Origin of the sequence: Halorhodospira abdelmalekii (genome assembly GCF_016583625.1) — a bacterium.
GTDB classification, from domain to species: Bacteria; Pseudomonadota; Gammaproteobacteria; order Nitrococcales; family Halorhodospiraceae; genus Halorhodospira; species Halorhodospira abdelmalekii.
This window is the reverse complement of the sequence record NZ_NRRN01000009.1, coordinates 1-23,932: the sequence shown is the minus strand read 5'-3', so window position 1 is coordinate 23,932 and position 23,932 is coordinate 1. Positions and strand designations below refer to the sequence as shown.

Annotated in this window: 19 protein-coding genes; 4 read left to right on the top strand and 15 right to left on the bottom strand. The window is 64.6% G+C overall.

The annotated features are described in order from the left end of the window. Positions 1-92: 92 nt before the first annotated feature. The 4 genes from CKO15_RS03280 to CKO15_RS03265 form a co-directional block, all read right to left on the bottom strand. Positions 93-1,259 carry a ParM/StbA family protein gene (locus CKO15_RS03280; RefSeq protein WP_200192471.1) on the bottom strand — a complete coding sequence of 389 codons (1,167 nt, stop codon included), beginning with the start codon at positions 1,257-1,259 and terminating at the stop codon, positions 93-95. Positions 1,260-1,349: 90 nt separating this feature from the next. After that, a complete protein-coding gene (locus CKO15_RS03275) occupies positions 1,350-1,931 on the bottom strand; it encodes a polymer-forming cytoskeletal protein (protein ID WP_200192469.1) in 582 nt (193 codons plus the stop codon). Beyond that, entirely contained in the window at positions 1,928-2,824 is an 897-nt protein-coding gene (locus CKO15_RS03270; RefSeq protein WP_200192467.1) for a peptidoglycan DD-metalloendopeptidase family protein, read from the bottom strand. Before CKO15_RS03270 ends, CKO15_RS03275 begins: the two co-directional genes overlap by 4 nt. A 136-nt stretch (positions 2,825-2,960) precedes the next feature. Next, complete coding sequence (locus tag CKO15_RS03265) at positions 2,961-3,290, bottom strand: hypothetical protein (protein WP_200192465.1); 330 nt, start codon at positions 3,288-3,290, stop codon at positions 2,961-2,963. A gap of 76 nt (positions 3,291-3,366) precedes the next feature. Between CKO15_RS03265 and CKO15_RS03260 the strand changes: the two genes are divergently transcribed. Together CKO15_RS03260 and CKO15_RS03255 are read left to right on the top strand one after the other, a co-directional pair. Beyond that, positions 3,367-4,359, top strand: coding sequence for a serine/threonine protein kinase (locus CKO15_RS03260; protein WP_338035983.1), 993 nt, complete (start codon positions 3,367-3,369; stop codon positions 4,357-4,359). A 145-nt stretch (positions 4,360-4,504) separates the two neighbouring features. Further along, a complete protein-coding gene (locus CKO15_RS03255; protein WP_338035982.1) occupies positions 4,505-4,957 on the top strand; it encodes a Fur family transcriptional regulator in 453 nt (150 codons plus the stop codon). Here CKO15_RS03255 and CKO15_RS03250 read toward each other — a convergent pair. The 6 genes from CKO15_RS03250 to xseB form a co-directional block, all read right to left on the bottom strand. Next, complete coding sequence (locus tag CKO15_RS03250; protein WP_200192461.1) at positions 4,936-6,324, bottom strand: TolC family outer membrane protein; 1,389 nt, start codon at positions 6,322-6,324, stop codon at positions 4,936-4,938. The two genes, CKO15_RS03255 and CKO15_RS03250, sit on opposite strands and share 22 nt — an antisense overlap. 174 nt (positions 6,325-6,498) lie before the next feature. After that, positions 6,499-9,594 (bottom strand): efflux RND transporter permease subunit, encoded by a 3,096-nt coding sequence (locus CKO15_RS03245; protein ID WP_200192459.1) that lies wholly within the window; start codon positions 9,592-9,594, stop codon positions 6,499-6,501. Positions 9,595-9,709: 115 nt separating this feature from the next. Beyond that, on the bottom strand, positions 9,710-10,861 hold the full coding sequence (locus CKO15_RS03240) for an efflux RND transporter periplasmic adaptor subunit (protein WP_200192457.1): 1,152 nt from the start codon (positions 10,859-10,861) through the stop codon (positions 9,710-9,712). A gap of 148 nt (positions 10,862-11,009) precedes the next feature. Then, entirely contained in the window at positions 11,010-11,789 is a 780-nt protein-coding gene (folE2, locus tag CKO15_RS03235; protein WP_200192455.1) for a GTP cyclohydrolase FolE2, read from the bottom strand. Positions 11,790-11,937: 148 nt separating this feature from the next. Then, complete coding sequence (locus CKO15_RS03230; RefSeq protein WP_200192453.1) at positions 11,938-12,936, bottom strand: polyprenyl synthetase family protein; 999 nt, start codon at positions 12,934-12,936, stop codon at positions 11,938-11,940. Next, on the bottom strand, positions 12,893-13,231 hold the full coding sequence (xseB, locus tag CKO15_RS14650) for an exodeoxyribonuclease VII small subunit (RefSeq protein WP_200192451.1): 339 nt from the start codon (positions 13,229-13,231) through the stop codon (positions 12,893-12,895). The genes CKO15_RS03230 and xseB overlap by 44 nt, the downstream gene beginning before the upstream one ends. A 234-nt stretch (positions 13,232-13,465) precedes the next feature. On the opposite strand from xseB, the gene parE reads away from it, so the two are divergent. Both parE and parC read left to right on the top strand, forming a co-directional pair. Beyond that, positions 13,466-15,463: a DNA topoisomerase IV subunit B gene (gene parE / locus CKO15_RS03220; protein ID WP_200192449.1), complete on the top strand. Its 1,998-nt coding sequence runs from the start codon at positions 13,466-13,468 to the stop codon at positions 15,461-15,463. Beyond that, the gene (gene parC, locus CKO15_RS03215) at positions 15,460-17,754 is read left to right on the top strand and encodes a DNA topoisomerase IV subunit A (RefSeq protein ID WP_200192447.1); all 2,295 of its coding nucleotides are present in this window, start codon (positions 15,460-15,462) and stop codon (positions 17,752-17,754) included. The genes parE and parC overlap by 4 nt, the downstream gene beginning before the upstream one ends. A gap of 38 nt (positions 17,755-17,792) precedes the next feature. On the opposite strand, the gene CKO15_RS03210 is transcribed toward parC, so the two are convergent. The 5 genes from CKO15_RS03210 to smpB form a co-directional block, all read right to left on the bottom strand. Beyond that, positions 17,793-20,813, bottom strand: coding sequence for a bifunctional diguanylate cyclase/phosphodiesterase (locus tag CKO15_RS03210; protein WP_200192445.1), 3,021 nt, complete (start codon positions 20,811-20,813; stop codon positions 17,793-17,795). After that, the gene (locus CKO15_RS03205; RefSeq protein WP_242464522.1) at positions 20,810-22,078 is read right to left on the bottom strand and encodes a hypothetical protein; all 1,269 of its coding nucleotides are present in this window, start codon (positions 22,076-22,078) and stop codon (positions 20,810-20,812) included. The genes CKO15_RS03210 and CKO15_RS03205 overlap by 4 nt, the downstream gene beginning before the upstream one ends. After that, entirely contained in the window at positions 22,075-22,554 is a 480-nt protein-coding gene (locus tag CKO15_RS03200) for a type 2 periplasmic-binding domain-containing protein (RefSeq protein ID WP_200192443.1), read from the bottom strand. Before CKO15_RS03200 ends, CKO15_RS03205 begins: the two co-directional genes overlap by 4 nt. Before the next feature lie 61 nt (positions 22,555-22,615). Next, a complete protein-coding gene (locus CKO15_RS03195; RefSeq protein WP_200192441.1) occupies positions 22,616-23,401 on the bottom strand; it encodes a c-type cytochrome domain-containing protein in 786 nt (261 codons plus the stop codon). Between the two features lie 20 nt (positions 23,402-23,421). Beyond that, positions 23,422-23,916, bottom strand: a complete 495-nt coding sequence (gene smpB, locus CKO15_RS03190; protein WP_200192554.1) for an SsrA-binding protein SmpB — start codon at positions 23,914-23,916, stop codon at positions 23,422-23,424. Positions 23,917-23,932 lie beyond the last annotated feature (16 nt).

Here is a 23,932-nt window from a genome sequence, read left to right as displayed (position 1 = left end):
CACCGATTGTGCGGTGCAACGTAACACGCTCCGTGGTGCAATGCAACACCCGATTGGTAGCCAGTGCCCTACACGCGCCTCATAAGCTGACTTTACCCTTTGCTGCCGGTGCGTTTGCGCCCAGCATAGGGGTCCTGCGCCATGCTCTGTGCCTCCTCTTCGTCCGCCGGCAGGTCGTTATCAGCGACGGCGGGCGTATTCGAGCCTCCGCCATACATCTCCAGCTGCCCGTCACCCCGGGTCGCCTGCTCGGGTGCCTGCTGATGGGCGTTGAACTGGGCCCAGGCGTAGTAGCCACGAGCATTGGCCGTAATCGAGTCGTTTGCTAGGTAGGATTGCGGCAACTCCGGGCGCATGTAGCGTTCCAGTACGCGGCCGCCACCGCCGGTGATGATGATGTGGTCGTAGTCTTGGATTTGCCACAGCGAGCGGACTTCAACGAGCAGTTTGGTGCCGATGTCACCAAAGATGCGATCGCGTAGGTCGGTGATATCGATCGGTCGGCCCGAGACGTTAACCTGACCGCTGATGACTGCCTCATCGAGGGCGTACTGCTCGCGCTCTAGGCCGTACTGGGTAGAGAGCTCCTGGGCGATCTCTTCGTAGCCGAAAGAGATTCCGAGCGGCACCGTGCGGCAGAACCCTGGGGAGTATTCGCCGCCGATGACGGTCGCAAAGTCGCTGGTGCGAAAACCGACATCGAGGATGCCGACGCGGCCGTTGAGCAGCGGATGGTCGGGGCGAATTTGCCCGCGTTCGTCGAGTACCTCGGCCCAGTAGGTGCCGACCGGCTGTGGCACGACCTCAATGCGCTCTAGGCGGATGCTGATGCCGAAGCGGCTCGCGCCGGCGTAGCGGACGATCTCATGGTCGCCGCGCAGCTGACGGATAAGATCGTCGGCCATGTGCATCCGCCCCGGGGGCAGACCGGTGACGACGTAGAAGTTATTGATCGTCTCGCGCGCATAGAGGCTGAGGGCGCCAAGAAAGAGGATCCGGAGGTCGTCTCCTTCGGCGCGGGTCGGCGACAGCCCGCGGTGCGCCAGACGGGAGTGGCGAATGGCGTGATCACCGAGCAGATAGCTGCGCCCGTTGTAAGAGATACGCAACTCGCTGCTCCCGCCACGCGGGGCAATCCCGAGTGACATCGGCATCCCCGAATCGCCCTCGCCGACGACGCTTGGGAAGATATGTCCCTCGCGGCCGTCGTCAACCTTGATAAAGCCGTATCCTAGGTCGAGCCCAATACACCGTTCCACGATCCTGCCCCCCTTGCTGCTGCGGCTGAAAAAGTAAGAAACATGGGTCGCTAACGTCGCCGAAGCCTATCCTAACACGTTGTTTGCGTATTAGCGCCGACCCCAGGTTGTGCGTCGAGGTGGCGCGGCGGTAGCGCCCTCCTGAGGGCTCCCTTCCGCCTCCTCCTCTCTCTCCTTGGTGGCATTTCCGGGCAGCTCGCCGCCACCGCTAGCCTCGGCACCGGTACGCGGTGTCGTGGAGGGGGGGGGAACGGCGCGCGCCTGCGGCTGAGCCCTGTTGTTTGCACCACCGTCCACCGGGGCGTACGCCTCCGCCGGGGCGGCGAGTCGTGCCTCCCCCGAGCGTTCATTGCTGAGGCTGGCAAGCGGAACCTCGCGGCGAGGGTGGCTTTCGCCGAGAAATTGACCGCCGGGTTCGATGACGAAGTCGTCGCTGTGCAGCTCACCGAAGACCCGCCCCTCGGCGACGATCTCCAGGCAGGTGCAGTCGATAACGCCCTCGACGAAGCCGCTGACGATCAGTCGTTCGGCTTTGATGTTGCCCTCGAAACGACCGCTGCGGCCGATCGAGACGTCGTGATCGGAGATGACCGTTCCCTTGATTTGGCCATCAAGGTGCAGATTGGACTCCAGTGTGAGTTCACCGACAAGCCGGGTGCCGTCGCTGATCACTGTGGTTCCAGAAGCTCGGCCCTTTGACGGATCCCCTTTGCCAAGGATTCCCATTTTACACGCCCCTCTCGTTCGAATAGCTCATCATAGCTGCTGAGGCTCCACTCTAGAAATGGCTCAGGGTCAAGTCTACGTTGTAGATGCCAGACTTCGTAGTGTAACTGCGGCCCTGCCGTGCTGCCGGTTGCACCGCTACGGCCGAGGATTTCGCCCTGGCGGACAAAATCGCCCTGTTTGACCTTGATTTTGCTGAGATGGCCGTAGCGGGTCCGGAAGCCGAAGTCGTGCTGAATGACGACCAACTGGCCGAGGCCGTCGCTGTCACTTTGGCCGGCAAAGTTCACCATACCGTCGGCGGTTGCGACAACCGCCTGGCCCTCGGGGGCCTGCAGGTCGGCCGCTCCGTGAAAGGCGCGCTGACCGGAGACGGGGTGGGTGCGCCAACCGTAGCCGCTCAGGATGACAGCAGGTTGCTGCAGTGGCCAGCCACTGGGGATGCTGCGTAACATCAATACCTTCTCCAGGGCGGTCTGACTGGCGGTGTCGAGCCGTTCGTAGCGATCGGCCTCCGGACTGGGGTCGAGTCCGATCAGCGCCTCGATTTGACCGAGCTCAAGATCCATGCGGTGGATCTCCATCTCGCGTTCGCTGACCAGGTTGCGCAACTCCTCGTGGCGCCCGTGGATTGTCTGTGCTAAGGCTGCCTTATCGCGCTGAATGGCGCTGAGTTCGTCGAGTTGGCTGGTCAGCGCATAGAGTGCCGCGCCACCACCGAGTAGTGCTAGGAGGATAGCGACCAACAAAGCGAGAGCGATGCGTTTGACGACTTGGTGCAGGGTGTAGTGCCGTGCCCCGCGGTAGTCGTTGATGGTGATGCTCAGGCGCTCTTTCACCGGTCGCTCCCTAGCGGCAGGGGGGAGCGGCAGCGCGCGATGGGGCGCGGACGAAAGATCGGTGCTGATAGGCTCGCCGCCCTAGAGGGACAAGGGGGGGCGTGGAAAAGGATCAGCCCGATCCGCGACAAACCGATCACCGCCCTTCCCGTTCCTCGGTCTGCTCGCCTGTCCGTTCGTTGCCGGGGGAACGCCGCGTCGGCTCTCGGCTGTACTCGCCCTCGATGATGGTGATGCCGCTGTGCTGCCGGGTTCTGACCGTCTCACCGCGCGCCGCCGCACGGCGCATTTGGTGCCGCAACCACCAGGTGCGGACGGCGATAATAACGGCGCCGATGACGGCCAAACCGAGCAAAACTGCGAGGACAACGATCCCCAGGGTTGCGGCCAGGGCGATGACGGCGATCGCTCCGATGACCGCCGCTACCCGGGCGATAGGGCCACGCTGTGGAGTTTGGACCTGCATAGTCATTTACCCTTGCTATGGTTGCACTGCCTTAGAGGATAATGGCAGCGACCCCGGACATGCTAGGAGGAAATCTGTGTCTGCTGATCCGCATCCGTTCGCGACACTGACTCCGGAACAGATCTTGACCGCCGTCGAACAGGCCGGCGGGCAACCGAGCGACGGCCGCCTCTTGGCGCTGAACAGCTACGAGAACCGAGTCTACATGGTGGGGCTAGAGGCGGGTGGGGCGGTCGTGGCCAAGTTCTATCGCCCGCAGCGCTGGAGCGATCGGCAGATTGCCGAAGAGCACGCCTTTGCCGCTGAGTTGGCGGCTGCCGAGGTGCCGGTGGTGGCTCCACTGGCCGTGGGCAAGCAGACGCTGCACACGGTCGCGGGGTTTCGAGTGGCGCTCTATCCGTTGCGCGGCGGCCGCATGCTTGAGGTCGATAACCTCGAAGTGCTACAGCGCCTGGGGCGCTATATCGGGCGGATTCACGCGGTCGGTGCCCGCGAGCGTTTCGCCCAGCGACCGACGATTGAACTGATGGCGATGGCGCGGGCGGCGCGCGAGCAGGTCTTAGCCGGCGGCTGGTTGCCGTATGAGCTAGAATCGGCCTACGCTACAGTGACGGCCGATCTGCTTGAGGCCCTGCAGCATGCGGTAGCGCGTGCCGGCGACGTCGTCCAGATCCGCCTGCACGGCGACTTTCATCCCGGCAATGTGCTGCAGACCGACGAGGGCTTTCATGTGGTCGATCTCGATGATGCACGCAACGGCCCGGCCATTCAGGACCTTTGGATGCTGTTGCCGGGAGAGCGGGAGGAGCGGCAGTGTTACTTACAGGCGGTGATCGACGGCTATCGTCTCTTTCGCGACCTCGACCCGCGCGAGCTCCATCTGATCGAGCCGCTGCGGGCGCTGCGACTGTTGCGCCACGCGGCCTGGCTCGCCGAGCGTTGGGAGGATCCGGCCTTTCCGCAGGCTTTCCCGTGGTTTGCCGAGGCGCGCTACTGGGAGGGGCACATCTTGGAGTTGCGCGAGCAGTGGGCTGCCCTGAGTGAACCGCCGCTGGCGATGCCCGAGTGAACTCGGCCCGTGGTGTGCCGTCGAACCCGAGTAGACAGCGGCTGCACGCGCTGCACGAGGCGGTGGCGCTTATCGTGCCGCCCGCCGTGCCGCCTGTTGTGCAGTCGTGCGTCCAAACAGTTGTCTGTCCAAGGGAGCGTGTTGCGTGGCTGAATCGACCGTGTCGGTGTCGCTAGAGAAGTTCGCATTTAAGCAGATACGTGGCAGCGGGTTGCGCCTGACGCAGCCGCGCCGCCAAGTCGCGGTCGTTTTAGCGGCGGTCGATCAGCCGCTGACGCCGCGCGAACTGCACCAGGCGCTCGGCCACTACGCCTGCGATCTCGTAACGGTCTATCGGGCTTTAGCCGATTTCGAGCGCATCGGCCTCGTCCACCGCCATGAGTTCGGCGATGGGAGCACGCGCTATCAGCTGATCGGGCCTGACGGCGGACACGCGCACTACGTCGTCTGTCGCCTCTGCCACCACCGTGAACCGCTCGATCGCTGTCCGACCCCGCAGCTTGAGGCCGACGCCGCCGCGCTCGGCTTTGCCCATATTAGCCATACCTTGGAGCTCTTCGGCATCTGCCCGCGCTGTCAGTCGATGCCCTGCAGCTGAGCGTTGATCTCGGCGATCAAGGCTTGGTCGACAGCCAGGCCAGCGGCCGCGTGCAGGCGCACAAAGTGGAGCAGGTAGTCGTAGCGGGCCGCCTGGAGGTCGCGTTTCGTCTCAAAGCGCCGGCTTTGGGCGTTGAGCAGGTCGGTCGTGGTCCGGGTGCCGACTTCTTGACCGCGGCGCACCGATGCCTCGTTGCTGCGGGCCGAGACTAGGGCTTGCTCTAAGGCGCGGACGCGCTCGCGTTCTGAGGTTAAACCGAGAAAGGCCGAACGGGCATCGAGCGCGCTGGCCCGGCGCTGATCGTAGAGCTCATCGGCGGTTGCGGTGCGCTCCGCTTCAGCGGCGCGGATCCGGCTCGAAATGCCACCGCCGGTAAAGAGTGGCACCGAGAGCTGCAGGCGGATCGAGCGGGTATCGGTCGTGCCATCGAGCGTCTCGACGACGGGGCTGCCGTCGCGGAATTGTTGTTGATCGCGCTCGCCCGAGAAGTGCGTATAGCGGGCCTCCAGATCGACCTCCGGCCAGCGCTCGGCACGCCGGGCGGAGACGTCGTGACGAGCCAGCTGATCTTCGAGCTCAGCCAAGCGCACTTCGAGGTTGTGGCGCCCGGCCAGCTCGACCCAGTGCTCCGGTTCGCCCGGTTCGACCGGCTGCGGCTCGAACCCCTCGTGCAGGCCGGCGAGGGTGCCGGGGGAGTGCCCGGTCAGCCGGCGCAGCGATTCGCGCGCGACATCGAGCTGATTGAGGGCAGCGACGCGCTGCGCGCGCACCCGGTCGTAGGCCGCGCGCGCCTCATCGACGTCGGTCTGGGTGCCGGTACCGACCTCCAGGGCGCGCTCAGCGCGCCGTCGCTGGCTGGCGACGGCAGCCCCCTCAGCCTCGACCAGAGCGAGCTCATCCTGGGCGAGCAGCACGTTAAAGTAGGCCTCGGTGACGTCGATAACCAGCCGCTGCTCGTTGAGCAGCACCTCGAGATCGCCGCCTTGCTGCCCGGTGCGGGCCCGCTCCAAATCGATGAAGTTACCGCGCCGAAAGATCGGCTGGGTGAGCGACAGCGTGGCGTCCCAGCCGGAGGTGTCGAGATCTTCGTCGATCTCGCCGAAATCTTGCGACTGCCGCTCGTGCTCGTAGCCGGCGTGGGCGCTGATCTGGGGTAAAAACTGCGAGCGGGCCTGGCGCACCTGGGCATCGGCACCGCGGCGGCGCTGCTCAGCGGCCGAGAGACGGCGGTCGGCATCGCGCGCAAGGCGATAGATCGTCAGCAGATCTTGCTCCGGAGCGGCGCTCTCAATGGCCGCCGGGGCCACCGTTTGCTCAGCGGCTAGGGCAACGGTAGGGGCGGTGGCGAGCGCGATCGTGAGCAGCACGGCCACCACGCTTCCCACGCCGGCTGCGCAGGATGCGCACGACGATCGCACCGGCACCGCTGGTTGCTGGTGGGGCGGTTCGGTCCGCTGCCCAGCGGTGCGGTGAAGGCCGGTGCGGAGACCCACACGGGCGCCCATGGCAAGGTTGCGTTTCGGCGTAGATCGCACCATCGTTTATTGCTCTCTCTCGGTGAGCTCGGCGCCGGGCCGTTCCCAGCCGCGACGCGCCAAAAAGCCTTCCAGTAGCGAGTAGGTTGCGGGGATGACGACCAGGGTCAAGAGCATCGCCGTCATCATACCGCCGATGATCGCCGCTGCCATCGGGGCGTTGCTTTCGGCACCGGCACCGAGTCCTAGCACCGCCGGGATCAGCGCCAAGATCAGCGTCAGCGACGTCATCAACACCGGACGAAGACGCACCGGGCAGGCATCGGCCAGCGCCTCATTGATCCCCATTTGCCGCTTCTCGCGATACTGATTGGTCAGATCGACCAGGAGGATACCGTTTTTGGTCACCAGCCCCATCAGCAGCACCATGCCGATCATCGAGTAGATGTTGAGGGTGAAGCCGCCGACGTAGAGGCCCAAGATGCCGCCGATCAAGGCTAAAGGCTGGGCCGCCATGATGATGATCGGCTGAGTGAAGGAGTTGAACTGGCTCGCCAGCACGATGTAGACCAGGATGGCGGCCAGGGCAAAGACGAAGAGCATGGCTCCGGCGGCGCGTTGCATCTCTTGGGCCTGTCCGGTCAGCTCGACGTTGTAGCCGAGCGGCAGGATCTCGTCGGCTGCCGCTTCGAGCTCCGCAATTGCCTCGCCGAGCGGGATGTCCGGGTTGCCGTAGAAGGCGGCGGAGTAGGCGAGGTTGTAGCGTGTGATCGCCGCCGGTCCGACGCTGGGGCGGATCTCGGTGACCGTCTCAAGCGGGACAAGATCCCCCTCGGCCGAGCGCAGTTGGATGCGCAGCAGACTGTCGATATCACGCACTAAGCCCTCTTGCGCCTTCATACGGATGTCGTAGCGGCGGCCATCGGCCCCCTCCGGCCCCTCATCGAAGCGGGCGACATCGGCACCACCGGCGAGGATATTGATCGCCTCGGAGACCTGTAAGGAGGTCAGTCCGGCGGCCCGGGCGCGCTCGCGGTCGACCTCGATCTCGATCCGCGGCAGTTCCAGGTCGAGTTCCAGATCGAGCGAGCCCATGCCGTCGATCGCCTCTAGGCGACTCTGGATGGCTGTGGCGTACTCGCTAAGATCCTGAAGGTTCGGTCCCGTCAACTGAAACTGCAGCGGCTCGCCGCGCTGCCCGGGGACCAGCGGCACCTCGGTGGCGAAGGCGCGCACTCCGGGAATGGCGGCCAACTCCGGACGGATGCGGTTGATGATCTCGCGCTGCGAGGCCGTGCGCTGATCGCGCTCGACCAAGCGGACAAAGGCCATCCCGCGGCTCACCTGGCCACGGTCGCCGAGGCCGATGGCGGCAAAGAGTCGATCGACCTCCGGTTGTTCCAGCAGGATCGCTTCGATTTTGGCCATGCGTGAGTCGGTGTAGTCGATGCTGGAGCCGAGCGGGGTGTTGAAGACCACCATGAACTCGCCGGTATCCTCCTCCGGGGCAAACTCAGCACCGAGGCGCGGGGCGATCAAGGTCGCAACGGCCACGGCGAAGACCAAGGTGAGGGCCAAGGTCGACCAGCGGTAGCGCAGCACCCGCTGCAGCAGCCAGCGATAGCTGCCTTCAATGGCTTGAAAGGCCCGCTCCAGGTAGCGGTAGAGGAGCGGCTCGCGCTCCGGGATGGAGAGAAAGCGCGAGGCGAGCATCGGGATCAGGGTCAAGGCGATCAGGCTCGAGGCGAGCACGCCGAAGGCGACGACGACGGCGAACGACTCGAAAAAGCGCCCAATGATCGCCTCCATGAAGAGGACGGAACCGAAGATCGAGACCAGACTCAAGGAGGAGGCAATGACCGCGAAAAAGACCTCGTTCGACCCCGAGATCGCCGCGCTGATCGGCCCTTCGCCGTACTGCTGGCGGTGGCGGTAGATGTTCTCGAGCACCACGATCGCATCGTCGACCACCACCCCGATCAGCAGCAGCATCGCCAGCATGGTGATTGAGTTCAGCGTGTAGCCGAAGAAGTAGACGACCGCGATCGCTGCCATCAACGAGATGGGGATGGCGAGGCCGATGATCGCCGTCGAGCGCAGGTTGCGCAAAAAGAGCCACATCACCACTCCGGCGAAGAGGACACCGAGGGCGATGGTCAAAAAGAGCGAGTCGATCTGCTCGAGAATAAACTGCGACTCATCGGTTGAGATGCTGAGCTGCATCCCCGGCGGCAGCTGCGGGCGAATCTCCTCATCGATGCGTTTTTTCACCTCATCGATGATGGCGACGGTGTTGGTGCCGGAGATCTTAACGACCCCGAGGCCGATTGTCGGTTCGCCCTTAAAGCGGGCCAGACGGCGCTTATCGGCGAGACCGTCGACGACATCGGCGACGTCCTCCAGGCGCACCAAGCTGTCGCCGTCACTGGCGACGATCATCCGCTGCAGGCTCTCGGCGTCGTGGTACTCGACATCGAGTTTAAGCGTGTCTTCGGTCTCGCCGCCGACCATGAAGCCGCCCGGCACCTGGGCGTGTTCGCTCTCGAGGGCATCGAGCAGGCTGCGCACATCGAGGCCGTGGGCGGCGAGGCGCTCCGGGCAGACCTCGATGCGCATGGTGCGCTCACGCCCGCCGCCAACCCGGATCTCGCCGACGCCGCTGATCCCTTCCAGACGGGGGCGGATCTCGTTACGGGCGTAGCGATCAAGATCCTGGATCTCGCGATCGCCCTGTAAGGAGAGCCACATCACCGGTTGGGCGTCGAGCTCGACCTTGTTGACCACCGGTGCCTCGGCATCCTGAGGCAGGTTCCGGACGATCTCTGAGATCTTGGCGTTGACCTCGTTAAAGGCGACGTCGACATCGACATCGAGCTCGAAGGTCGCGGTGACCACCGAAGTCCCCGGCAGTGAGACCGAACGGATATCGTCGATGCCGGGAACGGTGTTGACTGCGCGTTCGACCTCTTCGGTGATGGCTGAGTCGATCAGCTCTGGATCGGCGCCCGGTTGATGGACGGTGACGCTGACCATGGGGAAGTCGATGTCGGGGATCCGATCGGTGCCGACCTCTTGGTAGGCGATCGCCCCGAAGAGCACGATCAGCGCGCTGATCATGACGGCCAGGACGTGGCGCCGGATAGACAGCTCGGAGAGCGTCATAGATCCTCCGCAAGGGCAACCTGTGGCCGCTGCCGGCCACAGGAGGGGTTAGGCGTTACGCTGTCGCTACGCTGCGACGGTCGCAGGAGTGATCGCGGGGGCGCGGGACTCGCGCTCACTCGTCGCCCGCTGACTCATCTTCATGGGCCTCGGCGCGGACGCTGGCGCCATCGGTCAAAAAGCCGGCGCCATCGACGATCACGCGCTCGCCCGGCTCAACACCGCTGCGGATCTCGATCCGATCAGCCATGCGGGTGCCGGTCTCGACGCCCCGCTCACGGACCGTCTCATCGTCGTCATCCAAGATGTAGACGACCTCGCCGGCAGGACGCCGGACGACACTCTGCCCCGGCAGGACGACGCCGGTGCGCAGATCGAGCACGATCTCGGCGTCGATACTCGCTCCCGGCTGCCATTTGCCGGGGTTCTCCACCGCGGCGAGCAATTGCAGTGAGCGGGTGCGGGCGCCGATGCTGGGGCGAATACCGGTGACCGTGGTCTCAAGGTGCTGCGGCTGCGCGGCGCGGTTGTAGAGCAGCAGCGTCGTCTCATCGTCGATGCGCGGGGCAAGTCGCTCGGAGACCGGGATGCGCACCTGCAGGCGGTGGGTATCGACCAACTCAAAGAGCGGATCGCCCGGGGCGACGTAGTCCCCTTTACTGATGTGACGCGCCTCGACCGCCCCGTCGATGCCGGAGCGGATGCGCGTACGCTCCAAATCGCGTTCGGCCCGGCGCAAGCTGCTCAGGGCGGCGGCGAGTTCCTGCTCACGTGCCTCCAACTCGGCCTCGGCGTTATCGAGCTCATCCTCAGAGAGGTGGCCGTCGGCGCGCAATTCACGGGTGCGGCGGACGTTACGCTCCTGGACGCCGACTTGTGCGGTTAGGCGGGCGACTTCGGCGGCGGCGCGGTCGCGCTCATCGCGGTAGTCGTCCTCCTCAATGGTCGCGAGCAGTTCGCCGGCGCCGATGCGTTCGCCCTCATCGGCGTGTAGAGCGGTAATTACCCCACTGATCTGCGCGGCGATGAGCGGTTTAGCCAGCGCCTCGACGGTGCCGACGGCGTGCCGCGTCTCACGAATCTCATCGTCGTCTGCGGTGAGCCAGGTCACTGCGATGGCCGGTCGGCCCGGATCACCCGCATCGGCTTCGTCGTTATTGCCACAGCCGCTGAGCCAGAGCGGCAGGCAGAGGGCGGTGAGGAGGCCGAGTCTCGTAAAGAGGCCGCGACGTGCCGGGGCTTTTGGAGCGGGGTGCAGATCGGTCAATGACTGCTCCTCCTTGCCAATACCGTGGGAAGGACTGCGCTCATCGGGGCTGCGTCCTCTTCCGGGGCGGCGACGCAGTCGATCGCAGCAGTGTTGCAATCAATTGTAATGGTATGGGAGAGACGCAAGGATATCAGCACAAGAGCGGCTAGTGGTTGCGTTTATCGTGCTCGATCAAGGCAAACGCTGAATGGTTGTGGATCGATTCGTAATTCTCCGAGGTCACTTGGTAGGCTGCAATCCGTTCATCTTCGTTGAGCCGTGCGGCGATATCCCGAACGACGTCCTCGACAAACTTAGGATTGTCGTAGGCACGCTCGGTGACGTACTTCTCATCCGGTCGTTTAAGCAAGCCGTAAAGATCACACGAGCCCTCGGTCTCGGCGATGTCGATTAGCTCTTCGAGCCAGACAAAGCCCTTGAGCAGTGCGGTGATGATGACGAGCGAGCGTTGGTTGTGAGCACCGCGCTCGGCGATCTGCTTGGAACAAGGGCAAAGTGAGGTCAGCGGGACGGCCACCCGAACCCACGTCTCGTGGCGGTCGGGGTGCATCTCACCGATGAAGGTGACGTCGTAATCCATCAGGCTCTCGACCCCGGTGACCGGAGCCCGTTTGCTGATGAAGTAGGGGAAGGTCATCTCGATATGGCCTGATTCGGCCTCAAGCCGTTCGGTCATCTCGGCGAGCATCTCATGGAACGATTCAAGCGTAATCTCACGATCGTGACTGCAGAGGATCGAGACGAAGCGCGACATGTGAGTGCCCTTGAAATGCTGGGGCAAGTTCACATACATGCTGAATGTGGCGACGGTGTGTTGATCGTAGCCGGTGCGATCGCGGACCTTCACTGGATGGCGGATCTCTTTGATCCCCACCTTATTAATCGCGATACGCCGATAGTCGGCGCGGCCCTGTACGTCTTCCATGGTGATGCCCTATATGCCGGTGAGTCGGCCAGCGCTTAAATGCACCGCTGGCACGCCCATGCTATCCAAAAAATTTAAATAGTTCTAGGTCTTTTTAATCGCCTCGGGAGCGGCACACTGGGCAGCGTGCCGCTCCCGAGAGGCGCGCTTACGCCTGACGCTGAATACAGTAGGCAGCCAAACCACGCAGAATGTCAGCGCCGCGGTCGAGTTTGCCCAGCGCGGCGATGGCATCGCCGGCGAGGCGTTCGGCGAGTTCACGCGACTCGCGCAGGCCGAGCAGGGAGGGGTAGGTCGGTTTATCGCGTGCGGCGTCGGCGCCACTCGATTTGCCTAAAGAGCCGAGATCGCCCGAGACATCAAGGACGTCGTCGTGAATCTGGAAGGCCAGGCCGACGCACTTGGCATAGCGATCGAGAGCCCGCGCCTGTGGTGTCTCCAGGTCGAAGCCGGCAGCCAACACCCCGAGTTGAACGCTAGCGCGGATCAGCGCGCCGGTCTTGTGGATGTGCATGTCTTCGAGCTCGGCGATATCGAGCTGACGGCCGACCGCCCCAAGATCGATCGCCTGGCCACCGACCATGCCACGGGAGCCGACCGCACGGGCGAGCGTGCCCACCATCGCCAAGCGCGCCTCGGCACTGTGGCCGGCGGCGGCGAGGTCGGCGGCCGGTGCTTGGGGCGACTGTGCTGACTGCGGGGAGGGGGCCGCGGTCGTACGGTGGTCGAGGAGGTCGCGGGTCAGCACCTCGAAGGCGAGCGCCTGCAGCCCGTCGCCGACGAGAATGGCCGTCGGCTCATCGTAGGCGCGATGGCATGTCGGTTGGCCGCGGCGCCAGTCGTCGTCGTCCATGGCCGGTAAGTCGTCGTGCACCAGTGAGTAAGCGTGGATCATCTCCACTGCGCAGGCCGGGGCATCGAGGGCCGTGCCGGTGTAGTGAAGGGCTGCGCCGGTGGCGTAGACCAGTACCGGACGCATGCGCTTACCGCCGCCAAGCACCGCATAGCGCATTGCCTCATGGAGGCGTGCCGGGTGGGCGTCGGCCGGGGCTAGGGCGGATTCGAGGGCGCGTTCAGCGCGCTCCTGCAAACCGGGCAGGGCCTCATCGAGGGCTTGGGTTGTCGTCGGGTCGAAATGGGCCGACATCGGCATCCTCACTGTTTTCGAGCAGAATCTCCACCTTCTGTTCAGCCGCCTGGAGGGTCTTTTGACAACGCCGGGTCAGCTGAATGCCGCGCTCGAAGTCGCGCAGCGCCTCCTCCAAGGAGTGCTCGCCGCGCTCCATCCGTTCGACTAGCATCTCCAGTTCGCTCAGCGTCTGTTCGAACGCTGAGAGCTCGACGGTGTCGGTGCCGTTGCCAGTCGCCTCGTCGCTGTGCTCCGGATCGGTGGCAGTGGGCTGACGGTTCGGGGACGGGGGATGCGGTGGCTTTCTGCTCATACGCGCCTGAGTCTCGATCTTCGTTGACGGCAAGTTACCCGAGCGCTGCGAGGTCGTCAAATAGCGCCCGCCGAATGGCGTTTGGCCGGAGTCACTCCCGGGGTCACTCGAAAGAGTACGCTGTCGTCCTGTCACGGTGGCGCAGAGCCGTTGCCCTCTTGAAACTTCTCGCCAACGCCGCGACACTCCCCGCATCCTTAGCTGCCGCCGAGCGTACTGGTTACGAATCCCTCCATGAGCACCTCGACCACCCGTACCACCTATAGCGCTTCCGATATCGAAGTCCTGACCGGTTTAGAGCCGGTGCGCCGTCGCCCGGGAATGTACACGGACACCAGCCGTCCCGATCACTTGGCTCAAGAGGTGATCGATAACAGCGTCGATGAGGCCATCGCCGGCCATGCGACGTGCATCGAGGTGACCGTACATCCGGACGGCTCGCTCGAGGTCAGCGACGATGGCCGCGGCATGCCGGTCGATGAACACCCGGGGGAGGGCGTTCCGGCGGTCGAGGTGATCCTCGGACGGCTACACGCCGGCGGCAAGTTTTCGAGTAAGAGCTACCGTTACTCCGGTGGGTTGCACGGGGTCGGCGTCTCGGTCGTCAATGCGCTCTCGACTCGCCTTGAGGTGCGCATTCGCCGTGATGGTGCCGAGCACTCGATCGCCTTTGCCCACGGGGAGAAGATCGAGCCGCTGCAGCGTCTCGGCCGCACTCGGGCGACCGGGACGACGTTGCACTTCTGGCCCGATGTGAGCTACTTCGATAACCCGCGTTTCTCTCATACGCGCCTTGAGCATCTGCTGCGCGCCAAGGCCGTGCTCTGCCCGGGGTTGACGACGCGCCTGCGGGTGCCGGCTGCCGCCGGGGCGCGCAGTGCAGCCGGCACGGCGACCAGCACAACGACCGGCATGGCCGACGCTGCCGAGACGGTGACGGATGAGGCCGCCGTAACCGCCGCCTGGGAGGAGACGACCTGGTGTTACGCCGACGGGTTGAGCGACTATCTGACCGGTGCCCTGGTCGATCTCGACTATCTGCCCGATCCCCCCTTTACCGCGCGCTTAGCCGGGGAGCATGAGGAGATCGAGTGTGCCCTGGTTTGGCTCCCGGAGGGCAGCGGCCCGGCCGAAAGCTACGTCAATCTGATCCCCACCCCTCAGGGCGGGACCCATGTCAACGGTCTGCGCACCGGCTTGACCGAGGCGGTACGCGATTTCTGCGAGCTGCGCAACCTGCTGCCGCGCGGGGTGCGGATCGCCCCAGAAGATGTCTGGGAGCACGTCGCCTACGTCCTCTCGGTGAAGATGCACGAGCCGCAGTTCGCCGGTCAGACCAAAGAGCGGCTCTCGTCGCGCAGCTGTGCTGCCTTCGTCTCGGGTACCGTCAAGGACGCCTTCAGCCTGTGGCTTAATGAGCATACGCAGACCGCCGAACTGCTCGTCGATTTGGTCGTGCGGGCGGCGCAGCGGCGCCAGCGCGCCGCGAAGAAGGTTACCCGTAAACGCATCGGCAGCGGGCCGGCGCTACCGGGTAAGCTCGCCGACTGCACCGGGCAAGATCCGCTGCGCAGCGAGATCTTCCTAGTCGAGGGTGACTCGGCGGGCGGTTCGGCGAAGCAGGCGCGCAATCGCGAATATCAGGCGGTGATGCCGCTGCGCGGTAAGATCCTCAACACCTGGGAGGTCGCACCGGAAGAGGTCATGGCCTCGCAGGAGGTGCACGATATCGCGGTCGCTCTCGGGGTCGACCCCGGCAGCGAGGAGCTCGGCGAGCTGCGCTACCACAAGGTCTGTATTCTTGCCGACGCCGACCCCGACGGAGCGCACATCGCAACGCTGCTCTGCGCGCTCTTTCAGCGCCACTTTCCCGCTCTCGTCGCCGGTGGTCACGTCTTCGTGGCGATGCCGCCGCTCTACCGCATCGACGTCGGTAAGCAGACCTTCTACGCCCTCGATAGCGACGAGCGCAAGGGGGTCTTAGACCGGATTGAGGCGGAGAAGATCAAGGGCAAGGTGCAGGAGACGCGCTTTAAGGGGTTGGGCGAGATGAATCCGATGCAGTTGCGGGAGACGACGATGGACCCCGATACCCGGCGGCTGGTCCAGTTGACGGTCGACGATCCGCACGAGACCGAGCGTCTGCTGAGTATGCTGCTCGGTCGCGGTGCTGCAGCGCAGCGGCGGGAGTGGCTTGAGAGCAAGGGCGACCTGGCGGAGATCGTGCTATGACCGCTTCGACAACTGCGAGTGTGCCCGCCGAGTTCGAGACCCAGCCGCTGCGCGAGTTTACCGAGCGGGCCTATCTCGACTACTCCATGTACGTCATCCTCGATCGGGCGCTGCCTCACGTCGCCGACGGCCTGAAGCCGGTGCAGCGGCGGATCGTCTACGCCATGTCGGAGCTCGGCCTCTCGGCGGCGGCGAAGTACAAAAAATCGGCGCGGACGGTCGGTGATGTGCTCGGTAAGTACCACCCGCACGGCGATTCGGCCTGCTACGAGGCCATGGTCCACATGGCGCAGCCCTTTACCTACCGCTACCCGCTGATCGATGGCCAGGGCAATTGGGGCGCGCCCGACGATCCGAAGTCGTTCGCCGCCATGCGCTACACCGAGGCGCGTCTGACCCCGTACGCCAAGGTCTTGCTGAGCGAACTCGGGCAGGGCACGGTCGACTGGGTTCCGAATTTCGACGGTGCCCTGCAAGAGCCGCAGCGCCTCCCGGCGCGCCTGCCTAACGTCTTGCTCAACGGCGGCTCGGGGATTGCCGTCGGCATGGCGACTGACATCCCGCCGCACAATCTGCACGAAGTCGTCGCCGCCTGTGTCCATCTTCTCGAACACCCAGAGGCTGATGTCGAGGCGCTGACCGAGCATGTGCCGGGGCCTGATTTCCCGACCGCGGCCGAGATCGTCACCCCGCGCAGCGAGTTGCAGGCGATCTACCGTAAGGGCCACGGCTCAGTACGGGCGCGGGCGCGCTGGGAGTATGAGCGCGAGCAGGCGCAGATCGTCATCTACGCCTTGCCCTATCAGGTCGCCGGCTCGAAGGTGCTGGAGCAGATTGCAGCGCAGCTTCAGGCCCGCAAGCTGCCGATGGTCGAGGATCTGCGCGATGAGTCGGATCACGATGCGCCGGTGCGCTTCGTGGTGCAGTTGCGCTCGCGCCGGGTCGATCCGGAGCCGGTGATGGAGCACCTCTTTGCGACGACCGACTTAGAGCGCAGCTATCGGGTTCACCTCAACGTCATCGCCTGCAACGGCCGCCCGCACGTCTTCTCGCTGCGCGAGCTGCTGTGGGAGTGGCTGCAGTTTCGCATCGAGACGGTCCGCCGCCGCCTGCAGTGGCGGCTGCAAAAGGTCGAAGAGCGGCTGCATATCCTCGCCGGCTTGCTGACGGCCTATCTCAATATCGACGAGGTGATCGCCATCATCCGCTACGAGGATGAGCCGAAGGCGGTGCTGATGGAGCGCTTTGCTCTGAGTGATGCGCAGGCCGAGGCGATCCTCGAGCTGCGCTTACGCCATTTGGCACGCCTTGAAGAGATCAAGATCCGCGGCGAGCAGGATGAGCTCGAAGCGGAGCGGCAGCAGCTTGAGGCGATACTCGGCAGTGAGGCGAAGCTGCGCGAGCAGGTCAAGGGCGAGCTGCTCGCCGATGCCGAGGCCTACGGCGATGAGCGACGTTCGCCCCTGGTCGAGCGGGCGCCGGCACGGGCGCTGACCGAGTCGGAGGTGATGCCGGCCGAGCCGGTGACCGTGGTGCTCTCGCAGAAGGGCTGGGTGCGGGCGGCGAAGGGGCACGAGGTCGACCCGCACGGCCTCTCTTACAAGTCCGGTGATGACTACCTCGATCACGCCTACGGTCGCTCTAATCAGCCGGCGATCTTCTTAGACTCCACGGGGCGTGCCTACGCCCTGCCGGCGCACACCCTGCCGTCGGCACGCAGTCAGGGCGAGCCGCTGACGAAGCGGCTCACGCCGACCGAGGGGGCGCGCTTTCGCGCCGTGCTCGCCGGTGAGCCGCAGACCCGTTACGTCTTAGCGAGTGATGCCGGCTACGGCTTTATCGCCACGCTGGCCGATCTCAACTCACGCAACCGCGCCGGTAAGGCGGTTTTGACGCTGCCGCAAGCAGCACAAGTGCTGATGCCGCTGCGGGTACCGCCGGGCAGTGACGATGCCGAACTGGCGGTGGCCAGCAGCGATGGCCGCCTGCTCCTCTTCCCCCTTAGCGAACTGCCCGAGATGGCGCGCGGGAAGGGGAATAAACTTCTCGGGATTCCGCCGCAGCGGGTGCGCGAGCGCCAGGAGATCGTTATCGCGCTCGCTGTCGTGTCCGCTGGTGCGAGCCTGGTAGTGGTCGCGGGCAAGACGCGGAAGCGGCTGCGAGGGGAGCAGTTGACGCCCTTCCGGGGCGAGCGCGGGCGCCGCGGTGTGGCGCTGCCACGCGGTCTACGGCGGGTGGAGCGGCTTGAGGTAGATAGTGGTGGCGGCGGCGGCAGTGGCAGCGGTGGCTAAGTCTCTCTCTCTAACCGCCTAGCCCCTTCACCGCTCGCTTAGCCGCGGCGGTTTGCGATCCACTCCTCAAGCGCCTCGGCCGGCATCGGTTTGGCGAAGAAAAAGCCCTGTGCCTGGCGACAGCCGAGGCCGGTCAGGAAGTCGACTTGCGCTTGCTCCTCGATGCCCTCAGCGACGACCTCCTTATCGAGGGCGCGGGCGATGGAGAGAATCGCCTCGACGATGGCGTCATCGCGGGCATCGATCCCCGTTCGGCTCACGAAGGAGCGGTCAATCTTAAGAACGTCAAAGGGAAGATCGCGCAGCTGACTGAGGGAGGAGTAGCCGGTGCCGAAGTCATCGATACACAGTTGCGCTCCACTCTCACGGATTTGACGCATGATCACGACAGCCGCGGCGGCGTTTTCGACAATGGTGCTCTCGGTGATCTCGACCTTTAAGCAGCGGCCGGGAAGGTCGTGCTCCCTAAGGGCCTGTTGCAGGGTCGCGACCAACTCGGGGTCACGCAGCTGCTTGCCGGAGACGTTGATATGCATGATCAGATCGTCCTCCCGCTCCTCTCCCGCTATCCTCAGCCGGCGGAGTTTAGCGGCCTGTGCGATGGCCGTCTCAATGACCCATTGGCCAAGTGGCACGATTAATCCGGTGCGTTCGGCAAGCGGAATAAAGTCGCCGGGAGAGACCCAGCCGCCGCCATCGTGTCGCGACCAGCGCGCTAGAGCTTCGAAGCCGAGGAGCTTGCCGGTGGGCAGAGAGACCACCGGCTGGTAATAGAGTTCGAGCTCGTCCGTTTCCAGGGCACGGCGCAGCGCGGTCTCCAGGTTGAGGCGAAAGAGCGCATGATCGTGCATAGAGCGCTCAAAGAGGGCCCAATTGCCGCGATTCTGTGCCTTGGCGTGGTACATCGCCGTATCGGCGTTACGCAGCAGCGCGTTGGCCGCCTCCGCAGCCGCTAGTCGAGGCGCCAGTGGTGTTTCCTCTGGGCCGGTCCCGGCGGCTCTCGCGGCCAGCAGTGGCTCGTGAGCACTGCCCAGGGTGACGCCGATACTGAAGTTGGCAAAGATCTCTTGTGGGCCGATCAATATCGGGGCAACCATCGCGCTGCGAATCCGCTTAATGACGTGTTCGACCTGCTGCTGCTCCTCGATTTGTTCAAGCAAGACGATAAACTCATCGCCGCCGAGGCGAGCGACCGTATCGCCCGGGCGTACCAGTTGGCTGAGACGCTTGCTCACCGTCATCAGCACTTCGTCGCCGTAGCTGTGGCCGAGGCTGTCGTTGATCGTCTTGAAGTCGTCGAGATCGAGGAAGAGGACGGCGAAGTTTTCGTGTGAGCGTTGGGCGCGGACGATGACACGCTGGAGCCGGTCGAGGAGCAGATTGCGGTTCGGCAGCCCAGTGAGGGCATCGTGCAGGGCGTCGTGTTCGAGCTGCTCCTGGATGCGGTGGCGCTCGGTGACGTCACTCATCGAGCCGGCCATTCGGTAGGCTGTGCCGTCGCGCCGGCGCACCGCTAAGCCGCGAACCAGCATCCAGCGGAAGCCGTCCCGCTCATGGTAGAGCCGGTGTTCGCTCTCAAAGGTGGCACTTAGACCCCGGAGGTGGGCCTCTAACTCTTGACGCACGCGCGTCTGCTCGTCGGGGTGGATGCGTCCTAGCCACTGCTCCGGCGAGCTGTCGGAGAGTGGTTCGCGGTGGCCGATCATCCCCCACCAGCGCGCCGAGTAGTAGACGGCGTTGTGTTCCAGATCCCAGTCCCACAGCCCGTCGTTGGCCCCAGCGGCAGCCAGCTCGTAGCGCTCGCGCTCTATTGAGAGTTCATCGACCTTGGCGGCGAGCGAGCGGTTGCGCTCTTCGACTTGCTCCTCCAGCGACTCCAGGCGATCGGCCAAACTCAGGGTGGTCTCTTCGAGCCGTTCGAGTTCGTCGGGGAAGCGGCGTGGCTGCAGGCGCAGGTGAGCGCGCGCAGTGGTAAAGCGGCGCTCGGCGAGCAGCGGCAGCAGCCAGGCGATACGGCGCAGCCTCTGGAGTGGGTGGCGGGTGACAGCCACCACAAGAGCGGCGAAGAAGGCCAAGCCACCGAGACTAATCGCCAGGTTCTGCCAGCGGGCGGCAGTAATCTGCTCGTGCGCGGCGCTTACATCGGCGATTACGACGGCTAGGGCGTGGCCATCATCGGTGCTCATCCCCGCTAGCGGTATCGGCATGAGTTCGTAGTGTGCGCCCGCGAAGAGGGCCGGGTGCCAGCCGGTCGGTTGCCCCTCTCGGTCGGCCCGTTGTGCCAGCTGAGCGAGCGGTTCGACCTCTTGGCTGAGCAGGGGCAGGGTGCGGTCACGATGGGTCGCGGCGACGATGTGGCCGCCTTCGTGCAGCAGACGCTCATCGAGCCCGTCGGCGAGTGGCGGGGATCCGGTTTCGGCGGTGGCCAGAATGGCAAGATCGAGCTGCGAGAAGCGCTCAAAGGCGATGACCAGCTCAGTGAGGGTGCGCCCAAGGAGAATGGCGCCGATAGTCTCGGTGCCGATGGCCATCGGGGCTGCGGCGTAGATGAGGCAGTACGTGCGACAGAGGCCGATCAGTTGTGGCTCTTCGTTGCTGAGCGCTCGCGCAACGGCATCACTCGCTTCCGGGGGGAGGGCGTACTCTGGTCCAAAGCTCTCCTCCTGAATGAGAAGTTCTCCGGAGGCGTCGAAAAAGGCAGCGATTGCCAGGTCGGTGTCGATCTGCAGGGTGGCCCACTGCTCGGCAAAGCGGTGACGCAGTCTCTCGGCATCCCCGGCCGCGAGCGCTGCCGGCACACCGGAGAGTGAGCGGATGAGATGGGTCAGGTTGAGCAGTTCACCGCGTGAACGAGCCTTTAGAGCCTGTAATTGCATCGCCGCACGGGTCTGTTCCTGGGCGCGTTCATCGGCGTACTGCCGCTGCAGGCTGACCTCGTTGGAGAGGGCTTGAGCGAGCAGCAGGAGCAGCAGCACGGCGCCGAAGGCGAGCAGCAGCTTCCAGCGCAGACTGAAGGTGCGCGGCGGGATGGGCGGTGGTGGTGCGTGCGGTCGGTTCAAAACTGGTACGACGCCTGCAGCGCTAGCAGATTCCAGCGTGCGCTCCCGCCGCCGCTCTCGAAGGCCTCTTGGTTATCAAGGAGCGGGGTCAGTGCTGTGCCGTGGATATGGTGCCACTCGGCGCGTAGCAGCCACGTTGGGGTCACCTCCCAGCCGACCCCGAGGCTCCACTGGTGCTGAAAGAAGCGATGGGGGCGCGGCGCTCGATCTCCGAACAGTTGGGCAAACTCTTCAGCGCGCTCACTGCCGTCGCGATCGCTGATATCGTTCCAGTGGCTGTCGTAACGCAGGAAGAGTTCGTGGCGCGGGGTGATGCGGTAGCCGCCCTGGATGTAGTAGCCGCCTTCAATGACGTCGTCTTGCGGCAGGGGGGAGTCGGCGAAGCCGTTCGGTTCGATGCGCCGCAGTACACCCTCGCTGATAATGCGCAGCCGCTCCCAGTTGCGCTCGACGCTGAGCACCAGCGCATCGACCGCGACCTCGCCATCGCCGACGTCAAGACCGGGCAGCGAACCCGTCTCAGCGGTGTACTCGGTCCGCACCCGCGAGTAGGTCGCTGCCGAGCGCCACACTCCGCCTTGGTGCTCATAGAGCAGGCGAAGGTTCTGCCCCGAGGTCATCTCCAGCTCGCCGGGGTACTCTCGACCGAGGAAGGCCAGCTGGGTCTCACCGGCCATAGTGGTCGGGATGCCGACGCCCAAGTCGAGTTGCCAGGTGCCTTGATCGGCGTAGCGCTCCCAGAAGAGGGCGCCGCCGTCGACGCCAGTGTAGAAGTCGCGAATGCCCAGTCCTTCAACGTAAATCGATTGCGGCAGGAGGATACTCGGCCGGGTCATCGGGATATCGCGTGTCTCGTTGAAAAAGCCGAGCGGGAGCTTGGCGCGCCCGGCCCGCACCCCGGTGCGTCCGGTGGTCGTAGTGCGCAGGGTCTGCTCGATGAAGGCGTAGTCGATGCGGGCGGCGCCGTCGTAGACTGCACCGGCCCGCCGGCTCACGATCTGGCCGGCGAGCACGGTGTTGACGCCGACCGGGTAGCGTAGATTGACGCCGACCTCGGTCAGTTCGGAACTGATCTCGGTGCTTTCGCCGTAGTAGTTGTTGCCGCTTGAGTAGAGGAGACCTTGGCTTAAGAAGCCGCTGAGCCGGAAGGGCAGCTCGCTACTGCTTGCAGCAGGGCCGGAGGTGAGCGCGGCCACGAGAGCTAAGCCGCAGAGCGGCGCGAGGCGACGGGCTAGTGTGCGGGGCAGGCGGCAACGAGCGCTCATGGCCGATCCTCAACGGAGAGCACACGCACGCCGGGGTGCTCGGTGGGCGCGGAAATATAGCCGATGGCGCCGGGGGTGGTGGCGATTCGCTGCAGCATCTCTGCCTCGGATGTCAGCACAGTCGGTGTCGAGCCGGTGCCGGAGAAGGTGGCTCGATTCCAGGCATCGCGCAGCTGGTAGGGGAAGACCCCGAGGATGTTGCGGCTGAATTCGACGTGGGTCGGGTGGTCGGGCTCAAGGATAAAGACTTGGAGCCGCTCGCCGGAGAGCTGTTGCAGGCGGACGGTAAAGATTGCGCGCAGTGTCGACTGCGACAGTTCCTCAGTGTGGAGCGCATCGTTGACGACGACGACCTGAGCTTTACTGTCAAAGGGGGAGAGCAGGCTGCCGAAGAGCAAAAGAGCAGCGGCGAGGCAGCCGCGTGCTACGCAGTCTCTGCCCCCGCTGTGTCGTTCTCGCAGCCGGTCCTCCGCCACCAAGCTCGCCTCCCGCCGTCCCCCGTCGTACGGGCCGCCCGCGCGCGCTACGCCGGTGTTGTTACTCGGCGCTGGCCCCCTCTTCGACCCAAGTCGCGATCCGCTCGATATCGGGCTTCGCCAACGGTGGTCCGCCGAGCGGCATCAGCGGTTCTGCCTCGCCTTTTAGCATCTGCACCAACAGGCTCTTGCCCGGTTCTCCCGGTTTGACCGCTGTCCCCGAGTCGCCGCCACGCATCAACGCCTCGTGCGAGCTTAGATCGAGGCCGCCTAAGCGGTTGTGCCGACTGTGGCAGTGCACGCAGTCGCGGCGCATGATGCGGTCGACTTGCGCATAGGAGACCCCGGCGAGCGGTTCACCGTCACGTTCACTCGGCTCATCAATACTCGCATGATGCGGGGTCGCGCTGGCGTGCACCAGTTCGCCACCGTAGTAGCCGAGCAGCACGACGACGACAAAGGCGGCAAAGTAGGTCAGTTGAACCACGAGCGAGCGGATACCGAACCAGCCATGAAGCAGCGTGGCGATCCCGAGCAGGGTCGCCAAAGTCACCCCTAGAACGATCTTGATCTTAAACAACGGACTCCAAGAGCCGCCGAAGTAGTGGACCCAGTCGACCAGCCCGAGCAAAATCGTCGGGATCGCCGAGAAGAAGGCCAGCGTAATGCAGTGGCGAGCCGTGTTGGCGTACTTGGCATATTGTGGCCAGAGCGAAAGCAGACCAAAGAGCAGGGATGCAACGACCAGTCCGATGGTGACGTGGACCAGGATCGGATGGACCGGGTGGGTGTAACCAAACGCTTCTAAGAGTGCGTAAAAAGCGGTAACCAGGGTTTCAAACCCCATGATCGTGTCATCCTCGCTGCTTAGACTCTATGCTTGAGCAGGCGCTCGCGTTGGCGTTGCCAATCCTGCTCCTTCTTATCCGCGCGCTTATCGTGCTGCTTTTTGCCCTTAGCCAGGCCGATCTCGAGTTTTGCTCGGCCGCGCTTCCAGTAGAGCCGCAGCGGCACGACCGTATAGCCGGAACGATCAACAGCACCGATTAAGCGGCTGAGCTCGCGGCGCTGGAGGAGCAACTTACGGGTGCGGGTCGGATCAGGGCGAATGTGGGTCGAGGCGGTACTCAGCGGCGTGATATTGCAGCCGAGCAGCCATGCCTCTCCACGGCGCACCAAGACATAGCCGTCCGTCAAGTTGACCCGCTTGCCGCGCAGCGACTTCACCTCCCAGCCCTCAAGGACCAGCCCAGCCTCAAGCCGTTCCTCGATGAAGAAGTCGAACCCCGCCTTACGGTTTAGGGCGATGACGTGGTCGCTGCTCGCTTTGTTTTTGCCCGCTTTCTTGCTCACGCCAGCGATTGTACTGGCTTTATGG